The following is a 15,398-nucleotide window of genomic DNA, read 5'->3' as shown; positions in this document are numbered from 1 at the left end:
GTGCAAATCAAAAGCAACTTAAAATTTAAGCATCACGCGTCATAAGCCAACGCTGCTCGCCGACCATTTGTAAGTGAAAACCAATCTCATAAACCGGCGATAATAACGCCGGCACCATCACATCATGGCTTGCCCCTTGCGCCACCACCCGCCCGGCACTCAATAACCACACCTGATCGGCCTGCTGCAATGTCTGGTTCAGATCGTGCGCACAAACCAACACGCTGCGCCCGTGTTGGCAAAACTCGTGCAATAACCGATCCAATGCGGCTTTCTGCGCCACATCCAGGCTATTGCCCGGCTCATCCAGCAGCAACAACCGGCTCAATGGGTTGACCGCAGGCCAAACCTGCAGCAGCGCGGCAACCAGGCGCACCCGTTGCCATTCGCCACCGGAAAGTTGGGCAAGCGTGCGCGGCAACTTATCCGCCAGCTTCAACTGCCGGCACAGATATCCCAGAGTCTCTTCCACAACGGCGGCGGCGCACCCCGGCGGCTGATGCAGCGCCAGATATTGAAAAACCGGCATGAATGCCGCCGGCGGCTGTTGCTGGCCCAAATAGGCGCGCCGGCGTGCCAACTGCCCCGCCGAATAGTGGCTGAGCGGCTGCCCATCCAGCAGCACCTGGCCGCCGCCGGGCAGCAGCCCCGCTACCCGCGCCAACAGGGTGCTTTTACCGGCGCCATTGGGGCCAATCAGGTGTATTTGCCTGCCTGGCGCCACCCGGGCAGACAACGGGAATAAGCGTTGATCAACGCTGACCTGATTAAGCTCCAGCATCGCGAATTACTGCGCCAGCGCCTGTTCGATGGCGGTGACAATGGCGGGATCCTGCGGCTTCATATCCGGGGCAAAACGCACCAGCACGCTGCCATCGCGCCCAATCAGGAATTTCTCAAAATTCCACAGAATATCGCCGGGCTGCTTTGGCCCCTGCCCTTTGCTGATCCGGCGCGCCTTGAACTCGCTGCCGGCTGGCGACACGGCTTCAGGCTTGGCGGCAATCAACGCCTGATACAACGGATGGCGGTTTGCGCCGTTGACTTCAATCTTGCTGAACATAGGGAACTGCACGCCGAACGTGCCGCGGCAAAACGCCAGAATCTCTTCGTTGCTGCCGGGTTCCTGCCCGAGAAATTCGTTGGACGGAAAGCCCAGCACAGCAAAACCGCGATCGCGATAGTTTTCATACAGCGCTTCCAAACCTTCATACTGGTCGGTCAGGCCGCATTGTGAGGCCACATTGACCACCAGTAAAACGTCGCCTTGATACTCCGCCAGCGTGGTTGCACGGTTATCAATCGTTTGCAGTGGTATCGCGTTTATTGGCTGACTCATCGGAACCCTTCCTTTCTGTGTATTTGCAGGTGAAGATACGCGGGGCACGGCGCAGCGGCCAATGCGTAGCGTATCGATGCCATTACCTTACGCTTTTTACCCGCAGCAGTAACCAGATAAAAAGCGGCGCCCCCAGCGTAGCGGTGACCACACCGATAGGCAATTCGGCTGCGGCCAGGGTAACCCGAGCCGTCACGTCTGCAGCCAGCAAAACGCCGGCGCCGGCCAAGGCGCAACCCGGCAAAAGGTAGCGCTGATCGGTCAGCCCAATCAGACGCAATATGTGGGGGATAACCAAGCCAACAAAGCCTATCACACCGGCCAACGCCACGCTGATGCCAACCAGCCAGCCGACCGCCAACACCAGCAAGTTGCGCCACAGGTATAAAGGCAACCCGAGTTGCCGTGCCTGCACCTCGCCCAGCGTCATCACATTAAGCACGTTGCCCTGCCGGCATAGCCACAGCAATACGGGCAAGAGCGCCAGAACCAGCCATTTTTGCCGCCAGTCCACACCGCCAAAACTGCCCATCATCCAATACATCAGTTGGCGCAGATCCAGACTGGTACTGATGTAGACCGCCCAGGTCATGATCGCGGAGCACACGATGCCGAGCGCCACGCCCACCAGCAATAAACGCGCGTTGGTCACGCGGCGGCGGGCAAACGCCAGCAGCAGGAAGGTTATCAACAGAGCCCCGATAATCGCATTCAGGCTCATCAACGCAACCGGCAACACACCATGCCCCAACAACACGGTGAGCACCAGCGTCACCCCGGCCCCGTTAGCCACGCCAAGCAGCCCCGGCTCCGCCAGCGGGTTTTCGAACAGCGCTTGCATCACTGCACCGCTCACCGCCAGGCTCGCCCCCACGGCCAACACCCCCAGCGCGCGCGGCATGCGCAGTTGCCAAACAAATAATTGCGCCGAATCGCTCAACCACTGCGACGGCCAGATCCAACTATCGCCGGCGCACAGGCTGATAAGGAAAATAACCAAGGTGCCGAACGCCAGCAAAGACAGGTGTTTTTGATCGTGGGAGCGTTGCTGTTGCAAAAGAGTGGTAAAAGTGGGCTTGGTTGGCATAAACAAACAGGTTCCCGGCGGCGATAAAACAGCACAAACGTGAATGAGCGATGCCAAATAGTAGGATGTTAGCCTGCAACACGCAATGCTGGCTCGGGCATGGCCTTCATACCAAAGAGATAAGAGATACGGAAAACGCAGGGGCTATAAGCGCAGGCAATTACACGTGGAGGGAATCAGTCTGCCTAAAGCACCACCAACGTAGCCAAACGAAGTTAGCGGCGCATAAAGGAGCAAGCCTGCTGGCCTTGCCTGCCACGCTACGGTGACGGCAAAACCAGCAGCGCTTGATTTTTTAGTTATGCGGGCCGTTGTTTCTCTGCGGGTACTGTTGCTGCCCCGGCCCGTTGTCGTGCCCGCGATCATTACCATGGCCTTTATCATTGCCGTGGTTATCACGACGATCGCCACCGTTGTCATGCCCGTGCTCGCCACGGAACGGGTTGCCGCCTCTCGGGGCATTGTTTTGGCCGTGCGGCGGCTGTGGCTGCCAGCGGCCGCCATCCCAGTACATGCCATGGCCGTTGCGCTCGCCAATGCCGTGGCCCTGATGCGCATGCCACCACTGCGGTGGACGCCAGTCATAGCCATCCCAGTAATAACCGCGGCTATCCCGATCCCCCAGATGCACGGATACCCCCGGCACATTAATGTCGATAGAGACATCAGCGCTGGCAGCCAATGGCAGCATCAGCGGTAAACACACCAGTAACAGGATCTTTTTCATATTTAACTCTCACGTTATTTGACGCTGAGAAAGGTTATAACAAGGCAATTATTTACCGACTATCTCATTTGTGCTCATTTTCAGTTTGCTTTCACATAACTTACAAAATACTTACAATCAATTCTTTCTTATTTAATTAATATAGCTGCTAACAACGATTAACGATTTACTGATGTACTGTGATTATTTAATCTATTTATAATCAGTTTATCCCCACAACCCAGAGATAATATTATGTTGAAACGTATTGGATTGTTCCTGACCGTAACGGTGCTGGCAACAGCGCTAAGTGGCTGCATCTTCCCACCATGGGGGGGGCCTGGCGGCGGCCATGGTGGCGGCGGCGGTGGTGGCCACGGTCATCATTTTGATCGCTAAGTTATTAAAAGGGGCTACGGCCCTTTTTTTATTTACAGGAAACAATAAATATATATAAGAATAATCCGCAAAGCAGTCTGTCAATTTTAATTAACCACTTTTGCTAAAACTCACCGCTAATTCATACCTGCTTTTTTAGGAATAAACTGAAATATATATTAGAAAAGAAAAAAGGCCGCAAAAGCGACCTTTTTGGTTTTATAGCCATTAGCCTTTTGGATTGGCGTTCTCCACTCGGCTTTTCAACTTTTGCCCTGGACGGAAAGTAACCACACGGCGCGCCGTAATCGGAATGTCCTCGCCAGTTTTCGGGTTACGCCCCGGACGTTGGTTCTTGTCCCGTAAATCAAAGTTACCAAAACCTGACAGTTTTACCTGTTCTCCGTTCTCAAGGGCCCGACGGACCTCTTCAAAGAACAGTTCCACCAAGTCTTTGGCGTCCCGTTTGCTAAGCCCAAGCTTCTCAAACAGGTGTTCTGACATTTCAGCTTTAGTAAGCGCCATAGGTTCAATCCCTCAAGGATGCTTGGAATCGCTGTTTTAAAGCCTCTACGCATTTTGCAACGGTAGTGGCTATCTCCTCTTCTTCCAGTGTACGAGCGGTATCCTGCAATATCAGACTGATAGCCAGGCTCTTATAACCCTCTGCCACGCCCTTACCACGGTACACGTCAAACAAGTTTACGCCAACTATATGATTTACGCCAACTTTCTTACACTCTGCCAAAATATCTTCTGCAGGCACGTTTTCAGCGACCACAACGGCGATATCACGGCGGTTTGCCGGGAAGCGAGAAACCTCCCGCGCCTGAGGCACCACGCGGGTTGAAACCTTGTTCCACTCCAGCTCAAACACCACGGTGCGGCCATTAAGTTCCAGTTTACGCTCAAGTTCCGGATGCACAACACCAATGAAACCGACACGCTCACCATGCAAATAAATCGCGGCGCTTTGCCCCGGGTGCAGAGCAGGATTCGCTTCTGCCTTGAACTGAATTTCGGATAATTTACCCGTTAATTCAAGCACAGATTCCAGATCCCCTTTCAAATCATAGAAGTCTACCGCTCTGCGCGCCAGATCCCAATGTTCTTCGTGGGTGGAACCGGCGATCACGCCAGCCAGCATGACATCCTGACGGATACCCAGATCTGCCGTAGTATCAGGCACAAAGCGCAGGCCGCTTTCGAACAGGCGCACACGGCCTTGCTGGCGGTTCTGGTTGTACACCACGGCGGACAACAAGCCGCTCAACAGCGACAGACGCATCGCCGACATATCAACCGAAATGGGGCTTGGCAGAATCAGCGCTTCTTCAGCCGGATGCAACAACGCCTGCACTTTCGGATCGACAAAGCTGTAGGTAATCGCTTCCTGGAAGCCGCGATCCACCAGCAGCGTTTTAACGCGTTTCAGCGCCAGATCCGCTTCACGATGGTGGGTCATCACCAGATCGGCACGCACCGGTACGTTGGGAATGTTGTCGTAACCGTAAACACGCGCAACTTCTTCCACCAAATCTTCTTCGATTTCCATATCGAAGCGCCAGCTTGGCGCCACCGCCAGCCAGTCATTCCCCTGCTCTGTCACCTGGCAGCCCAGACGGCGCAGAATATCGCTCACTTGTTCGCTCGGCACCACATGGCCAATCAGGCGATCCAACTTCTCGCGGCGCAGGGTAATGGTGGCGCGTTTTGGCAGTTCGCTCTCGGCGGTGACGTCAATCACCGGCCCCGGTTGGCCGCCGCAGATGTCGATCAGCAGGCGCGTGGCGCGTTCCATGGCCTGGTGCTGCAACGCCGGATCCACCCCGCGTTCATAACGGTGGGAGGCATCGGTATGCAGCCCGTGGCGACGAGCGCGGCCGGTAATGGCCAACGGATTGAAGAAAGCGCATTCCAGCAACACGTCTTGCGTTTCAGCGTTCACACCGGAGTGTTCGCCGCCGAAAATGCCGGCCATGGCCAGCGCTTTTTGCCGATCGGCGATCACCAAGGTATCGGCATTCAATTTGGCTTCGTTGCCGTCCAGCAAGGTTAACGTTTCACCTTCCTGCGCCATACGCACGACGATCCCGCCGTCAATACGGTTCAAATCAAAGGCGTGCATCGGCTGGCCCAATTCCAGCAACACGTAGTTGGTGACATCCACCACCGCGTCAATAGAACGAATACCGCAACGGCGCAGCTTCTCGCGCATCCACAGCGGCGTTGGCGCATTGACGTTGATGCCTTTCACCACCCGGCCCAGGTAGCGCGGGCACGCCTGCGGCGCCTCAACCTGAATAGGCAGCGTGTCGTTGACGGTAGCGGCCACCGGGCTCATGTCCGGCGCGGTTAGCGCAACCTGGTTCAGCACGCCAACATCACGTGCAACACCGATAATGCCCAGGCAATCAGCGCGGTTTGGCGTGACGCTGATATCAATGGCCACATCGTCAAGCTTGAGGTATTCACGGATATCGCTGCCGACCGGCGCGTCTGCCGGCAGTTCGATGATGCCGTCATGATCGTCGGAAATGCCCAGCTCAGAGAACGAGCACAGCATCCCTTCAGACGGTTCGCCGCGTAGCTTGGCAGGTTTGATTTTGAAATCGCCCGGCAGTACCGCGCCAACGGTAGCCACTGCCACCTTCAGGCCCTGGCGGCAATTCGGCGCGCCGCAAACGATGTCCAGCAGGCGATCGCCGCCGACGTTGACTTTCGTCACGCGCAGCTTATCGGCGTTGGGGTGCTGCGCACACTCCATCACCTGGCCAACGACAACGCCGTTAAATGCGCCGGCAACCGGCTCCACGTCGTCCACTTCCAGGCCGGCCATGGTAATTTGTTCTGCTAATGCTTCGCTGCTGATGGCCGGGTTTACCCACTCGCGCAACCAAAGTTCACTGAATTTCATGTGATATTCCCGCCTTACTTAAACTGTTTGAGGAAACGCAAATCGTTTTCGAAGAATGCGCGCAAATCGGTTACGCCGTAGCGCAGCATGGTCAAGCGCTCCATACCCATGCCGAAGGCAAAGCCGGAGTATACTTCCGGATCGATACCAACATTACGCAGTACGTTCGGGTGCACCATGCCGCAGCCCAGTACTTCCAGCCACTTACCGTTCTTGCCCATAACATCCACTTCGGCGGAAGGCTCGGTAAACGGGAAATATGAAGGGCGGAAACGGATCTGCAAATCTTCCTCAAAGAAGTTCTTCAGGAAATCATGCAATGTGCCTTTCAGGTTGGTGAAACTGATNCGGCTGCTGATCTTTCATGGTACGGATCTGCACGCCGGAAGTTTGCGTACGCAGCAAGCGTTTGGCGTCAAACCAGAAGGTATCGTGATCGGCGCGCGCCGGGTGGTGGCCTGGAATGTTCAGCGCGTCAAAGTTATGGTAGTCATCTTCAATTTCCGGGCCGGTCGCCACGGAAAAGCCCAGCTCGCCAAAGAAGGTTTCAATACGATCGATGGTGCGGGTCACCGGGTGCAGGCCGCCATTTTCCAGGCGGCGCCCTGGCAAGGAGACATCGATGGTCTCTTCTGCCAGGCGGGCATTCAGTGCGGCGGATTCCAGCGCGCTTTTACGCGCATTGAGCGCTTCTTGCACCTGTTGTTTGGCCTGGTTGATCACGGCCCCCGCGGCCGGGCGCTCTTCCGCCGGCAGATCGCGCAGCGACTGCATCTGCAAGGTGAAATGGCCTTTTTTGCCTAAATATTCGACGCGCACCAAATCCAACGCGGCTACATCCTGGGCATCTTCTACGGCTGCCTTGGCATTGGCAACCAGCTCTGCGAGATGTGGCATTGTGTTCCTCTTCTTGGGCCGCTATGGCCGCTAAGTAGTGATTGAGTAATTTATTTGATAGCCAGAAACAAAAAAGCCTCCGCTTAGGGAGGCTTAGGCGCTACTTTCCGTTTCTTTTCTTACGCGCAAGCCCCCTGAATTCAGGCGCTAAAGTAAAAAAAGAAGCGGAAAATAGCAGCGTTCATGCTTGCATTACCTTTCTGAGTTACGCGGCGTGATGTGATTAAGCGCCAGCTAACAGAAGTCTATAGGTTAAAAATACAGGATAAAAGAGGGAGCAAGCTCCCTCTTCCACTGACTTACGCCAGAGCTGCTTTCGCTTTTTCAACCAGCGCGCCGAAGGCCACTTTGTCGAATACCGCGATGTCAGCCAGGATCTTACGGTCAATTTCAATAGAGGCTTTTTTCAGGCCGTTAATGAATTTGCTGTAAGACAAGCCGTTCTGACGAGCAGCTGCGTTAATACGTGCAATCCACAGCTGACGGAACTGACGCTTACGTTGACGACGGTCACGGTAAGCATACTGACCTGCTTTGATTACTGCCTGGAAGGCAACACGATATACGCGCGAACGGGCACCGTAGTAGCCTTTCGCCTGCTTCATAATTTTCTTGTGACGTGCGCGTGCAATTACACCACGTTTTACGCGAGCCATATGCTCTCTCCTAAAGTCTTATTCTTGATTCAAAAAAAGGGCTTATGCGTACGGCAAGCACGCAACAACCAGTACCAGATCGCTATGCGCTACCATGCCTTTCGGACGCAGGTGACGTTTACGCTTGGTTGCTTTTTTGGTCAGAATATGACGCAGGTTAGCATGTTTACGCTTAAAACCACCGCTGCCGGTTTTTTTGAAGCGCTTGGCTGCACCACGTACAGTTTTAATCTTTGGCATTTTAATTAAATCCACTTCGCATTGTTAAACAACGAATCAGTGAGGCGAATAAAGCCCACACAGCGCAAGCGTTGCGCGGGCCTGATTACTTGGAAGCCTTACTGTTTCTTCTTGGGTGCGAGCACCATGATCATCTGGCGGCCTTCGATCTTCGTTGGGAAGGATTCGACCACTGCCAGATCCATATCTTCACACAGATCTTTACGGACGCGGTTAAGCACTTCCATGCCGATCTGCTGGTGCGCCATTTCACGCCCACGGAAACGCAGGGTGATTTTGGCTTTATCGCCATCTTCCAGAAAGCGAACCAGGTTGCGTAGTTTGACCTGATAGTCGCCATCATCGGTACCAGGACGGAATTTGATTTCCTTGACCTGAATAACTTTTTGCTTCTTCTTCTGTTCTTTCGTCGACTTGCTCTTCTCGTAGAGGAATTTGCCGTAATCCATAATTCGGCAAACTGGCGGTTCGGCATTTGGGCTGATTTCGACTAAATCAACGCCCGCTTCCTCAGCTTTTTCAAGAGCTTCATTCAGACTGACAATACCAATCTGCTCGCCATCGACGCCGGTTAGGCGAACTTCTTGCGCGCGAATTTCTCTGTTAATGCGATTAGGACGCGCCGTTTGAACTCGTTTTCCGCCTTTAATACTTTATTCCTCCAGTTGATGAAGACTACGGCTGCGAATTTCTGTCAGCAGCTTGTCTACAAATGCGTTTACGTCTTGGCTACCCAGATCTTTGCCGCGGCGAGTACGAACGGCAACTTTGCCTGCTTCGACTTCTTTATCACCGCAGACCAACATATAAGGCACCCGACGTAAAGTATGTTCGCGAATTTTAAAGCCAATCTTCTCATTTCTCAAGTCTGCTTTGACCCGAATGCCTGCATCTTGCAGTTTTTTGGTCAATTGCTCGACGTATTCCGATTGGCTGTCGGTGATATTCATCACCACCACCTGTACCGGGGCAATCCAGGTTGGGTAGAACCCGGCGTATTCTTCGGTAAGGATACCGATGAAACGCTCCATGGAGCCCAAAATAGCACGGTGAATCATTACCGGCACCACGCGATCGTTGTTTTCGCCAACGTACGACGCGCCTAAACGGCCCGGTAAGAAGAAATCGAGCTGCACGGTACCACATTGCCAGGCGCGATCCAAACAATCATGCAGAGTAAATTCAATTTTTGGCCCATAAAAGGCGCCCTCACCCGGCTGATATTCAAACGGAATGCCGTTTTCAGTCAGCGCGGCGGCCAGATCGTCTTCCGCGCGGGTCCACATTTCTTCCGTACCAATACGCTTCTCTGGCCGGGTGGACAACTTCACCGCTATCTTTTCAAAGCCGAAGGTGCTGTACATGTCATAGACCATCTTGATGCAGTCGTTGACTTCAGCGCGCACCTGGTCTTCGGTACAGAAAATATGTGCGTCATCCTGGGTAAAGCCGCGCACACGCATCAGCCCATGCAGAGAACCCGAAGGCTCGTTGCGGTGGCAACTGCCGAACTCGCCCATGCGCAGCGGCAGATCGCGGTAGGACTTCAGGCCCTGGTTGAAGATCTGCACGTGGCCCGGGCAGTTCATCGGTTTAATGCAGTACTCGCGGTTTTCCGACGAGGTAGTGAACATGGCGTCTTTGTAGTTGTCCCAGTGGCCAGTTTTTTCCCACAGCACACGGTCCATCATAAACGGCCCTTTCACTTCCTGATACTGGTATTCCTTGAGCTTCATGCGCACAAAGGCTTCCAGCTCGCGGAAAATCGTCCAGCCGTCGTTGTGCCAGAACACCATGCCCGGCGCTTCTTCCTGCATGTGGTACAGATCAAGCTGTTTGCCGATTTTACGGTGATCGCGTTTGGCGGCTTCTTCCAGGCGTTGCAGGTAAGCATTAAGCTGCTTTTTATCCGCCCAGGCCGTGCCATAGATACGCTGCAGCATTTTGTTTTTGCTGTCGCCACGCCAGTAGGCGCCGGAGGTTTTCTGCAGTTTGAAATGGTGGCAGAAACGCATGTTCGGCACGTGCGGCCCACGGCACATATCAATGTATTCTTCGTGGTGATACAGGCCTGGATGATCGTCATGGCTGATATTTTCATCCAGGATCGCCACTTTGTAGTTTTCGCCGCGCGCCACAAAGGTGTCACGCGCTTCTTGCCAAGTGACCTTTTTCTTGATGACGTCGTAATCTTTGTTGGCCAACTCATGCATCCGCTTTTCCAGCAGATCCAGGTCTTCCTGCGTCAGGGTATGGTCGATATCAACGTCATAGTAAAAACCGTTGTCGATTACCGGGCCAATGGCCATTTTGGTATCCGGCCACAGTTGTTTGATGGCATGGCCCAACAGGTGCGCACAGGAGTGGCGCAGAATTTCCAGGCCTTCAGGATCTTTGGCGGTGATGATCGCCAGTTGCGCATCGGATTCAATCAGGTCACCGGCATCAACCAGCTCACCATTCACCCGCCCGGCAATACAGGCTTTCGCCAGGCCGGGGCCAATATCAAGGGCGACATCCAGAGGGGAAACGGCACGATCGTAATGGCGTTGACTTCCGTCAGGAAGGGTAATAACAGGCATTAAAAATTCCTTATCTACAGTGGTGACCCACACGACAGATCACATGCAGTACGAAAATTGGGTTTGGATTTAGTCAGTTAGATTGCAGATCTCGCCCACAATTGCCAGATTGTTTTCTAACTTGGTACACAGCGTGGCAAGCATACCTTCACAGCCGCATTTGGCTAAGTGGATAGTATCACTAAATTTCTTCTGGATAAATAAACGGCCTTGTCGCCACCAAGCGAAACAAGAAAAACCCCGGCATCGCTGCCGGGGCTTGCCAGTCTTTCCTGGCTGCCACTCCACTTTGTGAAGAACCGGCCTCTCATCCCTGCTTTGAGACGCGCAAACGGGCCGGGGTATGCGGTTATTTTACCACTACGCGGCGGGCGTTAGTCTTAACCCCCCACAACCCTGCCAGCGCACTGATTACGGCACCGATCAACAGCGCAAAGAACGACCACAGTGCGGCATGGGCCAACGCATCAGCAGCAATGGCCGCCTGTTCACGCGCCTGCTGTTTCAGTTCGGTGTATTCCTGTTTGGCCTGGTTGATTTTCGCATCGGCGTCGTTTAAACGCTGATTGACTATCTCTGCCGTTTTGTTTTTCGCTTCAACCAGGTTTTTAACCGTCTGATCCACCTGCTGCGGGGTCATATCGGTATTCTCCACCAGCGCTTTTTTCACCGCGTCCTCATCCACATCCTGTGAAATCGCGGTACCGTGCATTTTCAGCTTGGCCAGCAAATCCTGAATAATCGCGTCGCTGTTGTCCGGCCGAAGCGCCAGCGCCTTCACCGCATCGGCCACATCGTTTTTGGCCGCGTTCAGTTGCTGCTGCATGAATTCCGGCTGCAGCGAAGGGATGCCGCTTTTTTTCAGCGCGGCCACCACATCGCCCTGTACCTGCTGCGGCTGCAGCGTGGTGTCGATACCCAGCTGTTCAAAGGCTTTGCCGCCGGCGTCCGCCAGCCCAGAAGCGCCTTTGCCGATGGCCGAGCCGGCGCCGGAAAGCAGGCTGCCAGAGGTGGATGCAATCGCGCCGAGTGCATTGCCGGTTGCCTTTACGGCAGAACCCACCAACAACCCGCCCAACACGGCGGCCACAATCAGCGCCGTCGCCCACACCAGGAAACCGTGGATCAGGCCATCATTCGCCGCCAAACGGCCGGCGATAAAGGCACCTGCCGCCAGGCTGATGATAATTGAAACCGCAGACCAAACCGCCACTGCGGTGCCTGCGCCGTTAACCGGATCGTCAGACGTTGGCTCAACCATAGAAAAACCCAGGCTGGTGCCCAACGTTGACAGCAACAGCGACACCGCCAGTACGGTGATCACACCGCCAATCACGCTCCCCCATGAGATTTTTTTTACTGTTGCAAATTCATTTGCCACTTCCATAGTAAAACTCCTTTTAAGTTTTCGATTATGCAGAACCGCCATAATTCTTTATTAGTATAGGATTAGTTGAAAAAACCAGGGAGGAAATGGTGAAAATAAACAAACAAACTTAATAACATGCCCATTTCTAATGTATTTTCATCCCTCGCTACCCCGGCCCCAACCCGCACCGGCAGCGGCAAAAACAACCCAGGCGGCAAATAGTATTTTGCCTGCCGTTTAACAACGGCTAACCTGCATCCTTTAAACATGGTGCGATTTAGCATGAGGGAGCTGTTTTGATGTCGAGCATTTTACAATTGTTCCAGGCCGTCAGCCTTGGCCTGGTGTTATTGTTGCCCTTGGCCAACCCACTGACCACGGTAGCGCTGCTACTGGGGTTATCCGGCAATATGACCCGCGAAGAACGCCAGCAACAGTCGCGCATGGCGTCAATCTATGTCTTTTTCATCATGATGGTGGCGTTTTATGCCGGGCAATTCGTGATGAAAACCTTTGGCATTTCCATCCCCGGCCTGCGTATCGCCGGTGGGCTTATCGTGGCGTTTATCGGTTTCCGCATGCTGTTCCCACAGCAAAAAGCCGATGAGGCGCCGGAGGTGGAAAGCAAAAATACCGAACTGCGTAAAAAAACCTCGGCCAATATCGCCTTTGTACCGCTGGCAATGCCGAGCACGGCCGGACCAGGGACCATCGCGATGATCATCAGTACGGCTTCCAGCATCAAGGAAAACACCCTGGGGTTTTCGCATTGGGTGCTGATGGTCGCGCCGGTGGTCACGTTCCTGTCGGTATCGTTGATTCTGTGGGCATGCCTGAGCAGCTCCGGCGCCATCATGAAGCTGGTCGGCCAAAGCGGTATTGAGGCGATTTCGCGCCTGATGGGCTTCTTGCTGGTGTGTATGGGGGTACAGTTTATTATCAACGGCATTTTGGAGATTATTGCCACCTATCCCCAATAGCCAGATGGCATCGTGCGGTCCACTCGCGTCAGCCAGCGGTTTACACAGGTGAATCAATAAACGGCGCGCGGTGGCCCGCACGCCGCCGGGATCAGATCAAACCATAAATCAGCGCGGACAGCGCAATAACGCCCATCACCAACACGAAGATATTGCTCAACGCCCGGTAACGGTGCATGGCAGGCACTGCGCGCACGGCATACATCGGCAAAATAAACAAAATCACTGCGATCAGCGGCCCGCTGATGGTTTCAATAATATGCAGTGCGCTGGGGTTCCATACGGTCGCTCCCCAGGTCAGCAAGAACAGCAGTACGCCGGAAAGCCGGTGGGTGACGCGCGAACTCAAGGGCGTGCCTAGCGCACGCGTCAGGCCGTCAATCAGGCTGGTGGCCCCTTCGGTGACCCCCAGCGACGTGCCGAGATACGATTTCGCCATCGCCAGCATCGCCATCAGCGGCGCCAGATAGGCAATCAGCGGGTTGGAGAACTTGTTCGCCAGGGTGGTCAGCACCGTGATGTTCTGTTCTTTCGCCTGTGCCATTTCCTGGTGGGATAGACTGAGCACGCAGCTAAAAACGAAAAACAGCACGGTAACGCAGATCAACACGTAGCTGTAGCGCATGATGCGTGCGCAGCGACGTTCGGCGCGTGCGCCGTACAGGCTTTTCTGCGTCGATGCAAACGAAGAGATGATCGGCGCATGGCTGAATGAAAATACCATCACCGGCACCGCCAGCCACAGAGAGTGCCACAGGCCGGGGCTATCAAAACGGGTATTCACCAGGCCATCAACGAAATTCGCCGTCTGCCAGGTCGGCACCAGGTACAAGGCCAGGCCCATCAGGAATATCAACAGCGGGAACACCAGCATGCCCATCGCAGCGACAATGGTATCTTTGCCCCGCAGCAATACCAGATTCAGCACGATAATCACCGCCAGGCTGAGCCAGACGCGCGGCAACGGCGTGATATGGAACTGGTGGATCAGGAAATTATCCAGCGCATTGGTGATCGAAATGCTGTAAACCAAAACGATCGGGAAAAAGGCCAGAAAATACAACACCATGATCAGTTTGCCGGCCAGCACGCCGAAATGCTCCACCACCACATCATGGATGTTGCCGTCGCGGCTGGAACCGGAAAGCACAAAGCGGCACAGCGCGCGGTGTGGCAGATACGTCAACGGGAACGCGAACAGCGCCATTAGCACCAACACCAGCGGGCCATTCAACCCGGCGTTGACCGGCAAAAACAGCGTGCCCGCCCCCACTGCCGTTGCATATAGGCCGAACATCCATACGGTGTCGGTTTTATTCCACTTGCCGGGCCGGGACGCCGCCAGCGTGTTGGAATCGGAGGAAATTGTACTCATTAGGACAGCTTACCTTAATCTATAGCGACAACGATTGCGCTCAATGGAATATCCTTATTCGTAAAATTTATTGAAAACAGTGCGTTAGAGAATTAATTGATTCTTGCGCATGATGAAAGGACGGCAAAGCATAAATAAAAATGGTTGCGGGGTCTATGTTTCGGTGGTTAACCGGGCACTTAATAATCAAAAAAACGGGTAGAAATACCCGGCCGGGAACGGCAATAACGGTAGGTGGGTTGGCAAACACAAAGAAAAACCAGGCGACGGGAGTCACCAGGCTGGCGGGCCTGAACGGGCCGCCGGGCATGGCAAAACGGCTATTTAAAAAACGCCATCAGCCAGAAAAAAAGCAGCGTCAGCACGATGATAACCACGGTCTGCACCGTTTTCCTCAACAACCGATCCGTACCGATGCGGGTCACCGTCAGTTGTGAATCCAGCAAGGAAAGCACCGGCACAATCAACATAATATAAGCCAGGATAATCAGCGATGTTACTGCGGGGTTATTCATGATGCCCCTCCATTACGGTTTACCGGGTTGGCGAAACCAATGATATGCACCAATACACGCGCACTGCCGGCACTGAAAGTCGCGTATTCAACACCGGCCTGCTGAGCAGGCACATCCTGCACAAGCGGGTTCAGCGATAAGCGGCCCAGCGCCTTCAGCAACTTTTTTCTGTGCCTTTCCGAGTGATCGACCATCCTACCTCCAGCCATACGGCAACGCGCTCAACGCCATTGCGGCGGGCCCTCAGACATACCCGCGCAACCAATAAGATTATTATATTGTAAACGATAATCATTATCAATTATGGTTGAGTAAAAAAATGCAAATTTCACACATTTCACGCAAGAGGAAGAACAG

17 protein-coding genes, 1 pseudogene and 1 other annotated feature are annotated in these 15,398 nt (G+C 54.1%); of the genes and pseudogenes, 1 reads left to right on the top strand and 17 read right to left on the bottom strand.

Translation table 11 applies throughout. The features are described 5' to 3' along the window. Nucleotides 1–25: 25 nt before the first annotated feature. From btuD to AC559G_RS16925, 14 genes and pseudogenes are all read right to left on the bottom strand, one after another. A complete protein-coding gene (gene btuD / locus AC559G_RS16990) occupies nucleotides 26–781 on the bottom strand; it encodes a vitamin B12 ABC transporter ATP-binding protein BtuD (RefSeq protein WP_498913349.1) in 756 nt (251 codons plus the stop codon). A gap of 6 nt (nucleotides 782–787) precedes the next feature. Then, nucleotides 788–1,339 (bottom strand): thioredoxin domain-containing protein, encoded by a 552-nt coding sequence (locus AC559G_RS16985; protein ID WP_498913348.1) that lies wholly within the window; start codon nucleotides 1,337–1,339, stop codon nucleotides 788–790. 82 nt (nucleotides 1,340–1,421) lie between these two features. After that, on the bottom strand, nucleotides 1,422–2,426 hold the full coding sequence (gene btuC / locus AC559G_RS16980; RefSeq protein ID WP_498913347.1) for a vitamin B12 ABC transporter permease BtuC: 1,005 nt from the start codon (nucleotides 2,424–2,426) through the stop codon (nucleotides 1,422–1,424). Between the two features lie 295 nt (nucleotides 2,427–2,721). Continuing rightward, nucleotides 2,722–3,153, bottom strand: coding sequence for a DUF2502 domain-containing protein (locus AC559G_RS16975; RefSeq protein ID WP_438597522.1), 432 nt, complete (start codon nucleotides 3,151–3,153; stop codon nucleotides 2,722–2,724). 585 nt (nucleotides 3,154–3,738) lie between these two features. After that, nucleotides 3,739–4,035, bottom strand: coding sequence for an integration host factor subunit alpha (gene ihfA, locus AC559G_RS16970; protein ID WP_095848541.1), 297 nt, complete (start codon nucleotides 4,033–4,035; stop codon nucleotides 3,739–3,741). A gap of 4 nt (nucleotides 4,036–4,039) precedes the next feature. Then, complete coding sequence (gene pheT, locus AC559G_RS16965; protein ID WP_498913346.1) at nucleotides 4,040–6,427, bottom strand: phenylalanine--tRNA ligase subunit beta; 2,388 nt, start codon at nucleotides 6,425–6,427, stop codon at nucleotides 4,040–4,042. A 14-nt stretch (nucleotides 6,428–6,441) separates the two neighbouring features. Further along, nucleotides 6,442–7,324 (bottom strand): annotated as a pseudogene (locus tag AC559G_RS16960) (phenylalanine--tRNA ligase subunit alpha). 66 nt (nucleotides 7,325–7,390) lie between these two features. Further along, nucleotides 7,391–7,514 (bottom strand) — a sequence feature (Phe leader region). Beyond that, nucleotides 7,465–7,509, bottom strand: a complete 45-nt coding sequence (gene pheM / locus AC559G_RS16955; protein ID WP_106120997.1) for a pheST operon leader peptide PheM — start codon at nucleotides 7,507–7,509, stop codon at nucleotides 7,465–7,467. (Overlaps the previous feature by 45 nt.) Before the next feature lie 109 nt (nucleotides 7,515–7,623). Then, a complete protein-coding gene (gene rplT / locus AC559G_RS16950) occupies nucleotides 7,624–7,980 on the bottom strand; it encodes a 50S ribosomal protein L20 (protein WP_004931417.1) in 357 nt (118 codons plus the stop codon). A gap of 42 nt (nucleotides 7,981–8,022) precedes the next feature. After that, nucleotides 8,023–8,220, bottom strand: coding sequence for a 50S ribosomal protein L35 (rpmI, locus tag AC559G_RS16945; protein WP_279023373.1), 198 nt, complete (start codon nucleotides 8,218–8,220; stop codon nucleotides 8,023–8,025). Nucleotides 8,221–8,318: 98 nt separating this feature from the next. Next, nucleotides 8,319–8,870, bottom strand: coding sequence for a translation initiation factor IF-3 (gene infC / locus AC559G_RS16940; protein ID WP_438596453.1), 552 nt, complete (start codon nucleotides 8,868–8,870; stop codon nucleotides 8,319–8,321). Nucleotides 8,871–8,873: 3 nt separating this feature from the next. Beyond that, a complete protein-coding gene (gene thrS / locus AC559G_RS16935; RefSeq protein ID WP_438596450.1) occupies nucleotides 8,874–10,802 on the bottom strand; it encodes a threonine--tRNA ligase in 1,929 nt (642 codons plus the stop codon). A gap of 349 nt (nucleotides 10,803–11,151) precedes the next feature. Next, nucleotides 11,152–12,189, bottom strand: a complete 1,038-nt coding sequence (locus AC559G_RS16930) for a CAP-Gly protein (protein ID WP_498913345.1) — start codon at nucleotides 12,187–12,189, stop codon at nucleotides 11,152–11,154. A gap of 62 nt (nucleotides 12,190–12,251) precedes the next feature. Next, complete coding sequence (locus tag AC559G_RS16925; RefSeq protein ID WP_498913344.1) at nucleotides 12,252–12,455, bottom strand: hypothetical protein; 204 nt, start codon at nucleotides 12,453–12,455, stop codon at nucleotides 12,252–12,254. Nucleotides 12,456–12,470: 15 nt separating this feature from the next. Between AC559G_RS16925 and AC559G_RS16920 the strand changes: the two genes are divergently transcribed. Next, nucleotides 12,471–13,151 (top strand): MarC family protein, encoded by a 681-nt coding sequence (locus AC559G_RS16920; RefSeq protein WP_498913343.1) that lies wholly within the window; start codon nucleotides 12,471–12,473, stop codon nucleotides 13,149–13,151. A gap of 91 nt (nucleotides 13,152–13,242) precedes the next feature. On the opposite strand, the gene AC559G_RS16915 is transcribed toward AC559G_RS16920, so the two are convergent. The 3 genes from AC559G_RS16915 to AC559G_RS16905 all read right to left on the bottom strand — a co-directional run bounded on the left by AC559G_RS16915 (nucleotide 13,243) and on the right by AC559G_RS16905 (nucleotide 15,235). After that, nucleotides 13,243–14,526, bottom strand: a complete 1,284-nt coding sequence (locus tag AC559G_RS16915) for an SLC5/6 family protein (protein WP_498913342.1) — start codon at nucleotides 14,524–14,526, stop codon at nucleotides 13,243–13,245. Between the two features lie 320 nt (nucleotides 14,527–14,846). Then, nucleotides 14,847–15,041: a hypothetical protein gene (locus AC559G_RS16910; protein WP_498913341.1), complete on the bottom strand. Its 195-nt coding sequence runs from the start codon at nucleotides 15,039–15,041 to the stop codon at nucleotides 14,847–14,849. Beyond that, nucleotides 15,038–15,235 (bottom strand): hypothetical protein, encoded by a 198-nt coding sequence (locus tag AC559G_RS16905; RefSeq protein WP_498913340.1) that lies wholly within the window; start codon nucleotides 15,233–15,235, stop codon nucleotides 15,038–15,040. Before AC559G_RS16905 ends, AC559G_RS16910 begins: the two co-directional genes overlap by 4 nt. Between the last annotated feature and the right edge of the window lie 163 nt (nucleotides 15,236–15,398).

The organism is Gibbsiella greigii (genome assembly GCF_039540155.1).
Taxonomy (GTDB): Bacteria; Pseudomonadota; Gammaproteobacteria; order Enterobacterales; family Enterobacteriaceae; genus Gibbsiella; species Gibbsiella quercinecans.
Note: the sequence above shows the minus strand (reverse complement) of the source record. Positions and strands in the feature narration are given on the sequence as shown.

Excerpts from the sequence above, each read along its gene's own strand:
- AC559G_RS16910 (WP_498913341.1), bottom strand. The coding sequence starts at position 15,041 with ATGAATAACCCCGCAGTAACATCGCTGATTATCCTGGCTTATATTATG.
- AC559G_RS16920 (WP_498913343.1), top strand. The coding sequence starts at position 12,471 with ATGTCGAGCATTTTACAATTGTTCCAGGCCGTCAGCCTTGGCCTGGTG.
- pheT (WP_498913346.1), bottom strand. The coding sequence starts at position 6,427 with ATGAAATTCAGTGAACTTTGGTTGCGCGAGTGGGTAAACCCGGCCATC.
- AC559G_RS16925 (WP_498913344.1), bottom strand. The coding sequence starts at position 12,455 with ATGCTAAATCGCACCATGTTTAAAGGATGCAGGTTAGCCGTTGTTAAA.
- AC559G_RS16905 (WP_498913340.1), bottom strand. The coding sequence starts at position 15,235 with ATGGTCGATCACTCGGAAAGGCACAGAAAAAAGTTGCTGAAGGCGCTG.
- btuD (WP_498913349.1), bottom strand. The coding sequence starts at position 781 with ATGCTGGAGCTTAATCAGGTCAGCGTTGATCAACGCTTATTCCCGTTG.
- thrS (WP_438596450.1), bottom strand. The coding sequence starts at position 10,802 with ATGCCTGTTATTACCCTTCCTGACGGAAGTCAACGCCATTACGATCGT.
- rpmI (WP_279023373.1), bottom strand. The coding sequence starts at position 8,220 with ATGCCAAAGATTAAAACTGTACGTGGTGCAGCCAAGCGCTTCAAAAAA.
- AC559G_RS16930 (WP_498913345.1), bottom strand. The coding sequence starts at position 12,189 with ATGGAAGTGGCAAATGAATTTGCAACAGTAAAAAAAATCTCATGGGGG.
- ihfA (WP_095848541.1), bottom strand. The coding sequence starts at position 4,035 with ATGGCGCTTACTAAAGCTGAAATGTCAGAACACCTGTTTGAGAAGCTT.
- AC559G_RS16915 (WP_498913342.1), bottom strand. The coding sequence starts at position 14,526 with ATGAGTACAATTTCCTCCGATTCCAACACGCTGGCGGCGTCCCGGCCC.
- AC559G_RS16975 (WP_438597522.1), bottom strand. The coding sequence starts at position 3,153 with ATGAAAAAGATCCTGTTACTGGTGTGTTTACCGCTGATGCTGCCATTG.
- rplT (WP_004931417.1), bottom strand. The coding sequence starts at position 7,980 with ATGGCTCGCGTAAAACGTGGTGTAATTGCACGCGCACGTCACAAGAAA.
- btuC (WP_498913347.1), bottom strand. The coding sequence starts at position 2,426 with ATGCCAACCAAGCCCACTTTTACCACTCTTTTGCAACAGCAACGCTCC.
- AC559G_RS16985 (WP_498913348.1), bottom strand. The coding sequence starts at position 1,339 with ATGAGTCAGCCAATAAACGCGATACCACTGCAAACGATTGATAACCGT.